Below are 9,097 nucleotides of genomic sequence, written 5' to 3' on the forward strand. Positions count from 1 at the left end.
CCCTTTACGATATCCATCTCGATTCCAGGTTGGGGATCGGATCATTGGCCCATACGCTGGGTAAAAATGGCACCAGGAATTTATTGGTGACCACAGGTATAGCAATCTACCTTCTTCTGATCCTGCAGTTTCTTGTTTTTATGACAGAATGAAAAAATCAATAACCAAAAAACAAATGAAAAACAAATCACAATAGCCAAACTCCAAACGTCAAGGTCTTAGAAAAAGGATATTCTCATCATCAACAGGAGAGAAATAAATCGATGGTTGCTCTTTTTGAGATTTGAAAATTGTAATTTGGAATTTATTTGAGATTTGTAATTTGAAATTTGTTGCTTCCGGTTTATCCGGATTGAGGAATTGTAGGAGCGGCTTCCAGCCGCGATCAGTCGATTGAAAACGGTATCATTCACAAACCTGGAGGAATTATCATGAAAACGCGAACACTTCTTTTTGCGGCAGTAATCTTTACTTTGATCGCCTTTCCGGCCATGGCCATGCAGGGACACGACAGTAGCGGGTCGAGCGGCGGACACGACATGAAATCCGACGACAAGATGGATCACGGTGCCCACGGCATGCAGATGGACCAATCGAAAATGGGGGGCACCTTCAAGCACACGGACATGCAAGGGGGCCTCGATGCCGAGTTCCAGGTGATGAGCCTGGCCAGCATGAACATGACCTCGGACAAGGGGGAAACCCACCACATCATGGTCAACCTCAAGGAGACCGACGGCGGCGAACCGATCAAAAATGCCGTGGGCAAAATAAAAGTGATCGCCCCGGACAAGACCGAGCAAGAGAGCCCGTTGAAGAATTACAGCGGCATCCTGGCCGCCAATTTCACCTTCAAGGAGCCGGGTAAATACGGGGTGATCTGCCTGCTTAAGGACCAGGATGAAAAACAGGTGTTTAAGTTTTGGTACGACCACAAAAACTAAATCGCCAAAACCCAAATAACAAACAAATCTCAATGACCAAATCTCAAAATTTCAAACCATATTGGAGAAACCAAAATGACAGGTGACCGTTTTTTTTGCTTCTTCATTTTGAACATTGAGATTTGGGATTTGTTTGGAATTTGGTTTTTGTAGTTTGATATTTATCTGTATTCAGTTGTTTCCGGTTTATCCAACTTAGGGCACGTGCCCATGAACCTCAACGTTATAAAAACGGGGATCATCATTTTTCTTCTGGCGGCGGTGGCGGTGGTTCACCACCTGCCCATCCATGGATTCCTGGGCACTCACATCCTGCATCGGGAGCTGTTTTTCTTTCCCATCGTGCTTGCCGGTCTGTGGTTCGGCCTCCCGGCAGCCCTTGTCACTTCCGCAGCCGCCAGCATCGTATACGCTCACTTTTTTTACCACAACATCGACGCCGGACGCATATCTGTGGCTGTTGTGGGACTTCAGGTGGCCGGGTTCAACCTGATGGCGTTGCTTACCGGCTGGATGGTGGACCGCCAGCGCCGCCAGCAGCGGGAACGGGATTTTCTGAACGAAACCTTCGGAAGATATGTGTCTAAGGCGGTTCGCGACGAAATTCTCGGCGGCCGGGTGACCCTGAGCGGGGAACTCAAGGAGGTGACCGTCCTGTTTGCCGACCTCAGGGATTTCACGCGATTGGTCGAAACCCTCCCCCCTCGAGAGGTGGTTACGGTCATCAACACCTACTTCAAGTCCATGTCCGAGGCCATCAACGCTCATCATGGCCTGGTGCTTCAGTTCATCGGCGACGAAATCGAGGCGGTTTTCGGAGCACCGGTGGCGCTTGAAAACCATCAACAGTGCGCCGTCGACGCGGCCCTGGACATGCGTACGCGCCTGTCCCAGGTCAATCTTCAGCTGGTCAACCAGGGGTTCCCATCCCTGCGGCACGGCATCGGCCTTCACGCCGGCAAGGTGGTGGCTGCCAACATCGGCAGCAGCCAGCGTCTGTCATATGCCCTGGTCGGCGAGACGGTGAACATCGCCTCCCGAATTCAGGAACTGAACAAGGATTTCGATACGGACATCCTCATCAGCGATGCCGTGCGTCAGGGTCTCCACCGATCCATCCAGATGAACCCGCTCTCTCCGGTTCCCGTCAAGGGCGTCGGTGAACCGCTGCAGCTTCACAGCATCGACGAGCAACCCTTTGTGTGCGTGACGTAACGATGAGTCGGATAATCATGCGCCGGAAGGTTTGCCTGCCAGCGCGCAGGTTGGGCTGAGGGGCGAAGCCCAACCATTACATTTGGTCATGGCCATACCCGGCGGGGGCTTTGAGAAAGAAGTCGCGAAGTGTTGCTGCGGTATTAACTTTTGAACCACTGAACCCATGAACGGTTACGGTTTGCCTGCCAGCACTTCGTGCAGGACCGCACTCAAGTCCTTGAGCTGATAGGGCTTGCTCACGGCCCCCAGGAAGCCGTATCGACGAAACTCGGCCATCACCGGGTCGTTGGAATACCCGCTGGAGACGATCACCGCTGCGGAAGGGTCCAAGGCAAGCAGCTGGGTGACCGCATGCTTGCCACCCATGCCGCCGGGTATGGTCAGGTCCAGGATGACGGCGTCGAACGTTTCGCCCGCTTCCTGTGCCTGACGATAGCGTTCCACCGCCTCGGCTCCGTCGCGGGTGCACACGACCGTATAGCCGAGTGCTTGCAGCATCTCACTGCCCACGGTTCTGATGTCCGGCTCATCATCCATGAGCAGGATGGTTCCGACACCGCGCATGATCTTGCTGCGCGGGTCCGTTTGGGCTGAACGCGCCGCTTCGGTGGCGGGCAGGTACACATGAAAGGTGGTTCCGCCGTCATCCGATTCCGCCGCAATGTATCCGTTGTGCTTATCGACGATTGAATAGGCCACCGCCAGCCCGATGCCGCTTCCTTTTTGCTTGGTGGTAAAATAGGGGTCAAATATTTTGGTCAGGTGAGCTTCGGGAATACCAATGCCCTGGTCGCGAATAGAAATCTTTACGTACTTGCCCGGCACGAGGGGTATCGGGGTCGACGAAACCATCTCAATATTTTGGGCCTTGACTTCGAGAATACCCCCTTCCGGCATCGACTGTTCGGCATTGATGATGATATTGTTGATCACCTGGCCGATCTGGCCTGCATCGACGGTTGCCGCCCACAGGTTTTTAGGCAGGTCGAAAGTGCAGCGCACATTTGAACCTCTAAGGGTAAAAAGCGCCGCCTCCTTGAGCAACTCGGTGATGGACACCATGCTTTTGATCGGTTCGCCCCCCTTGGAAAAAGTCAGCAGCTGCTGGGTAAGCCCCTTGGTGCGCAGGGCGACCCTTTCGATCTCTTCCAGTTTTTCATGGATCCGCTCATTCGGTTTGGCATAGAGTTTGGCAAGGGAGATGTTGCCGATGATGGCGGTCAGCGAGTTGTTGAAGTCATGGGCGATGCCACCGGCCAGCACCCCTATGGATTCGAGCTTTTGGGCTTTCTGCCGTTCCTCCTGCAGGCGGCGCTTTTCGGTCGCATCGCGAAACACCAGAACGACGCCGAGCGTTCGGTTCTGGTGGTCCAGGATCGGCGCTCCGCTGTCTTCAATCACCCGCTCCGTGCCATCTTTGGCGACCAGTACGGTATTGTTGGCCAACCCCACGATCCCGCCGGTTTCAAGCACCTTGGCCACCGGATTGTCGCAACGCTCACGGGTGTGCTCGTTGACGATGTTGAAAACCTTCTCGAGTGTCTCGCCCAGGGCCGTTTCCTGCCGCCAGCCGGTGAGGCGTTCCGCCACCTTGTTCATCAGTGTGATCCGGCCCTGCGCATCGGTGGCGATAACCGCATCCCCGATGCTGCGCAAGGTGACGGCCAGACGCTCTTTCTCTTCCGCCAGAGACGCTTCTACCCGTTTTCGCGCGGTGATGTGATTCCATTCCCGCAGCGTTTGGGTGGCCTGATGGGGCATATCTCTCAGGGTTACCTCGGACTTGACGATATAATCCAAGGCACCCGCCTTCATGGCTTTCACGGCCGCCGTTTCATCCCCATAGCTGGTCATCACCACCACTGGGTAAAGCGCACCTTGGGCCTTACCCTTGCCGGGCAGCAGGTCGCTGCCCAACCCGTCGGGTAGAAACAGGTCGACCAAGACAAGATCCGGGGTGTGGGCGGATAGATATTGCCTGGCTTCTTCGAGACTGCCGGCCACGGCCAGCTCGAAGCGCTCGGCGTGTTTTTCAAAAGCACGGTTGACCAACTCGGCATGAGCCGGTTCATCTTCCACCATCAAGATCCTGAATCGCTTTGCCATTGCTGAGGTTCCTCTCGCGGGCGCATTCCGGAGCGCAGGGATAAATCATAATCTTCATATATGATTTCAAATAGTAATGGTCATTTTAGCATATTTCTTGGCAACGATGGGGTTACGGCTGTGGGTGACGGTTTAAGGTCAGCCAATACGAAACCAAGTTTTCCATCAGCACCACGAACTGGTTGTAATCCACCGGTTTGACCAGGTAGCTGTTGACATGCTGGCGGTAAGCGGCGGCAATGTCCCCATGCGCCGCGGATGAGCTGAGCACCACCACCGGCAGCAGGCGCAGACGTTCTGATGCCTTGATCTGTCTGAGCACCTCGAGGCCATCGACTTTGGGCAGGCGCAGATCCAGCAGAATCAGGTGCGGTTCCGGATACGTAAACCGGTCGGCATAAGCGCCGCGCCGGAACAGGTAGTCCAGCGCCGCCTCGCCGTCTGAAACATGGCGGATCTGCACCGTGATGCGATTCTCCTTCAGCAGTCGAATGATAATTTCGGCATGCGCAGGATTGTCTTCAACCAGCATTACCACCATCGCGTCGTCTTGCATGCTGTACCCCAACGTTGCAAAAATTTGATCGCTTCAGAGCGCAGGCGTCAAGGGTGAAGCTGTAATTGGCTACTGCGATCGCTTGACAACACAGGATCTGAAGTCCACTAGCTTTCCTGGAAGACAATCCCAATGAGAAAAACGATGCCATTCCTGGAATTCACCATGCCGACATCCTGGAAATGGCAGAAAATTGGCTATATTCATCATGATTCCTTTAAGTCAGACATTGTTTATGCAACAACGGGGTAAACCGTCTGCTGCGCGTCCGAACCCAGCTTGGCCGGCAGGGTGAAGCAGAAGGTGCTGCCGTGGCCGATCCCTTTGGATTCAACCCAAATGCGGCCGCCGTGGACTTCGATGACGCGCTTGACAATTGCCAGGCCTACCCCGGTGCCCTCCACCGTCGGGTCCAGCTTTTCGAACAGCCCGAAGATTTTTTCCCGATATGGTGGTGCGAGCCCGATGCCGTTGTCCTGGACGTAGTAAACCATCTCGTCGCCCGCAGACCGCGCGCCAATGAGAATTTCAGGTACCGGCTGCGCGCCCAGGTATTTGAGGGCGTTGTCCAGCAGGTTTTCAAAGACTTCGCGCAAACGCTGACGGTCCCCGTAAAGCAGCTGCCGATCGGCGGCTATTTTTATCTTCACGTTTTTGGCATTCAGGTGGCCGGAAACCGTTTCCAATGCCTCGCGCACGATCTCCTCCAAAGCTATCACTTCGGGCGGGTGCATCAGGCGCCCGATCCGTGAGAGTTCCAGCAAATCATTCAACAGCCACTGCATCTTTTCCGTCGCTTCGGCGATACGTGCCATGTCCGTCTTCATGCGCGGCAAGTCACCGATGGCAGCGTCCTCCTCCAAAAAACCCAAAAAACCGCGGATGGTGACCAAGGGACTCTTGAGATCATGCGAAACCGTATAGGTAAAGCGCTCCAGCTCGGCATTCTTGACCTCCAGCGCGTCGATCAAGTGCTCGCGCTCCTGCTGGCGTGCCGCCAGTTCTTGGACTTTCGCTTCGAGCTCTTTCTGGTAGGTGATAAGCTGGCTGTTTTTCTGCTCGAGCATGTCCAGCATGTCGTTGAAGGTCAATCCCAACTGCACGATTTCATCTTTTGGCGTGCCGGTAAAATCAAAGCGCGAGGCGGTTTTTCCCGTTCTGATATCCCGGATGACGCGCGCCACCGATCGGACAGGACGGACGATCTTGCGCGCCACGATCATCAGGATGAGCAGAAGGGCAAGGGCGCTCAGGGTCGATGACATCAAAAAAGAGAATTTCAATCGCTCCCGAATGGTTTGAGCGGCCATGAATTCCTCGTTCAAGAGGGTTTCGGCCTGACCTGAAATGGCATTGATCAGCTCGGTCAGGGCGACGCTGGTGGTGTTGAACTGCTGGGCAATCGTCTTGAAGCGCTGATTTATACTGAAATCCTCTTCGAGGACCCGGCGGTAGCTATCCATATAGCCGTCCAGGCGTTCGTCCAGGAGGTTGGCTTGGGCGAATTTGCTTTTCAGCGAATCGATCACCACCTGCAGCGCTTGATATTCGGTTTGCTGGTGGTTGCTGACGTATCCCATCTGAAAATGGGCTGCCACCAGCAACGGTTTTAAAAAGTTCAGGCTGCCAACGGCGAGGATGGAGGAGGACAGGGATTGGTAGCTCGAGTCGAGCCGGGTGCGCTGCAACCGATGGTCGGTATTGAGCTGGATCAACTGGTTGAAATCCTGTTCGTAGGTTGCAAGGAGCTGGGCGACGCGTTCCAGTTCCCGTGGTATGAAGGTTCCCTTGGATCGGGTTCTCGCGGTTGACAATTGGGACTTCATCTGGACCATGATTTGGCCGAAATGCCGCTCGGCATCCGGGAAATCCTGGGTGAACACCGCCCGTCCCCAATAGCGCAGCCGGAAAAAAAGGTTCAGCAAGTTGCGGATGTCCCTCTCGACGCCAATGATCTGTTCGCCCTGGGCGGCCATGCGGGTCTGCTGGTTGATGAAATAGGCTACTTGAACGTAGCTGAGACAGAACAATACAACCAAGACGCCGGCAATCGTGTAAAATTTCTGATTGATCGTGCGAAACATGCCTGTTCCCTCTTATTTTTCGGCAACTTCCAGATCGATTCGGATGAGCGGGGCCGGTTTTTCTCCTCGCCAAAAGTGCGCGATGCTCAACACTGCCAGCTCACCCATTCGTTCAGGCTTTTGGGAGATGGTCGCGTCGATTCGTCCTTCTTGCAAAGCTTCTATCGCTGCTTGAATGCCGTCGAAGCCGATCAATACCTTGTCGGCGGTATTCTGGCCCGTTTCCAGGGCGTCCGCAGCGCCCAGGATCATGTTGTCGTTGTGGGCAAAGATCCCGTCAAAAGGCAGATTCCGACGCATGGTCCGCAGGATCACCGCTTTGGCCTGCTGCCGGTCGAAGTCGGCCACTTCCCGTGCGACAACCGTGGTTTCCGGAAAGGCCTTTAGTGCTTCATGGAACCCGGCACCGCGCTCCATGGCGGCCGAGGTGCCCGGAATGCCTTCCAGCTCGATCACCCTGCCCTTGCGGTTCAAGAGACGGGCCATCATTCGGGCGGCCATGCGTCCACCTTCCGCATTGTCGGATTCGATGTGGCAGATGGTGTGACCACCGGCGGCCTTGCGATCCACCGTGATGACCGGGATGTTCAGGGCATTGGCCATTTCGATACCGGGAACCACGGTCTCCGTGTTGGTGGGGTTGACGATCAGGGCATCGCTGTCCGCGTTTAAAAAAGTCAACAGATCGCTCAACTGCTTGGCATTGCTGTCGTGCGCATCCGCAACGACCAACTTGGCGCCGTGCAGTTGCGCCGCTTTCTGCGCCGCCTGCTGGAGTGAAGAAAAAAAGGGGTTGACCTGACTGGAGATCGACAGGGCGATGGTTTTACCGAACGTCTCGTGGGTGACCAAATCCACCGGGGTCGGCAGGTAGGACGGCACCTTTTCCCCTGCAAGGGCCTGCACGGCCAAAGCCACGCCGAACTGTCCCATCAATTCAGGATGCTGTTCGACCGTGGCATGCACCCGGCCGCGTTGCATTTCCGAGCGCACCGCTTCGATGTTGTCGTAGCCGGCCAGCACGGTTTTACCGGCCATGCCCGAGATATCCAGTGCCTGGAGAACGCCCAGGGCCATTTTGTCATTGGCACAGAAAACGGCATCCACCGGCGCGTGTGTCTTAAGCAGTTCAACGGCCAGAGAAAACGCCTCGTCGGTGTGCCAGTTGGCGCTCTCGCTGGCCACCAGCGCCATATGGCTGTCGCGCGTGATCGCCTCCACAAAGCCGGCCTTGCGAAGGTCGGCATTTTCGACCCCTCGGATGCCCTCGATGACCATCACGCGTCCGCGGCCGTTCAGCCTGCGCATCACATAGGCACCGACCTGAGCGGCCCCGGAATGGTTGTCGGAACCGACAAAGGGGATGGCGACGCCATATTGGTGCAAGGTGGCCTTGTGAAACGGATTGTCGATATTGATCACGACGATACCGGTCGCGATGGCTTTTTGGCAGACGGGAACCAGTTGCTTGGAGTCGGTAGGTGCAATCACAACGGCGCCGTAGCCCCGGGCGATCAGGTTCTCCACGATGCTGATTTGGCGCTCCACATCCGTTTCTCGATCGATACCAAAAACTTCCAGGGGGATGTTGTGGCGGTTCGCATAGGCTTTGGCGCCCAGCTCCATTTTGGAGAAAAAAGGATTGGTAAGCGCCTTCATCACCAGCGCCACGGTTTGTTCGTTGGCGGCCGAGAAGCTGGCGGCAGGCAAGAGGACGCCGCCCAAAAAAAGAAGCACGCTGGCCAGAAGAACCGTCCCGGTCGATCGTGAGCTGTTAGCGGGCATCGACACTTCCTCCATGCTTGAATACCAACGGCAAGTGGTCAATCTTTATGCAAGCCAAAGGTCACAGGCCTCAGCGGTTCGGCCAAGCTCAACCCAGATCGAGCGCATCGCGGAGCAGTTTTGAGTATTCAACATGTAGACGACGGGAATTTGCTTACCAGGAGAAATATCTCAAATGGCTGCTTGTGTGTCAATAGCTTAACTGGTAAATTCAATATGTTGAAGATTTGCGCGATCAATGGGACAGGTCAGTGCCATTCCACTTCAGATCCCTGGTCGGGCATCTCCAGCAGGGCCTTGATGTCTTCCAACTTCTCTTTGACCCCAATGTAGCCTTCCTCGATAGCCGAATCCACCTGGTGGAAATCCATCATTTTCAGCGCCCCCAGCCGGGGCTGGACCAA

The 9,097-nt window shown here is 55.3% G+C and carries 6 protein-coding genes; 2 read left to right on the forward strand and 4 right to left on the reverse strand.

Annotated elements, in window-relative coordinates:
* Nucleotides 1-431: 431 nt before the first annotated feature.
* Nucleotides 432-944, forward strand: coding sequence for a hypothetical protein (locus ABYV26_RS14660; RefSeq protein WP_372682099.1), 513 nt, complete (start codon nt 432-434; stop codon nt 942-944).
* A gap of 210 nt (nt 945-1,154) precedes the next feature.
* Nucleotides 1,155-2,159: an adenylate/guanylate cyclase domain-containing protein gene (locus tag ABYV26_RS14665; protein WP_372682100.1), complete on the forward strand. Its 1,005-nt coding sequence runs from the start codon at nt 1,155-1,157 to the stop codon at nt 2,157-2,159.
* Between the two features lie 174 nt (nt 2,160-2,333).
* Here the strand turns inward: ABYV26_RS14665 and ABYV26_RS14670 are convergent, their stop codons facing one another.
* The 4 genes from ABYV26_RS14670 to ABYV26_RS14685 all read right to left on the reverse strand — a co-directional run bounded on the left by ABYV26_RS14670 (nt 2,334) and on the right by ABYV26_RS14685 (nt 8,693).
* The gene (locus tag ABYV26_RS14670) at nt 2,334-4,268 is read right to left on the reverse strand and encodes a response regulator (RefSeq protein WP_372682101.1); all 1,935 of its coding nucleotides are present in this window, start codon (nt 4,266-4,268) and stop codon (nt 2,334-2,336) included.
* 112 nt (nt 4,269-4,380) lie between these two features.
* Nucleotides 4,381-4,824: a response regulator gene (locus ABYV26_RS14675; RefSeq protein WP_372682102.1), complete on the reverse strand. Its 444-nt coding sequence runs from the start codon at nt 4,822-4,824 to the stop codon at nt 4,381-4,383.
* A 233-nt stretch (nt 4,825-5,057) separates the two neighbouring features.
* Complete coding sequence (locus tag ABYV26_RS14680) at nt 5,058-6,908, reverse strand: ATP-binding protein (RefSeq protein ID WP_372682103.1); 1,851 nt, start codon at nt 6,906-6,908, stop codon at nt 5,058-5,060.
* Nucleotides 6,909-6,920: 12 nt separating this feature from the next.
* Nucleotides 6,921-8,693, reverse strand: coding sequence for a substrate-binding domain-containing protein (locus ABYV26_RS14685; protein ID WP_372682104.1), 1,773 nt, complete (start codon nt 8,691-8,693; stop codon nt 6,921-6,923).
* Between the last annotated feature and the right edge of the window lie 404 nt (nt 8,694-9,097).

Origin of the sequence: Desulfosarcina sp. (assembly GCF_041551955.1) — a bacterium.
Classification (GTDB): domain Bacteria; phylum Desulfobacterota; class Desulfobacteria; order Desulfobacterales; family Desulfosarcinaceae; genus Desulfosarcina.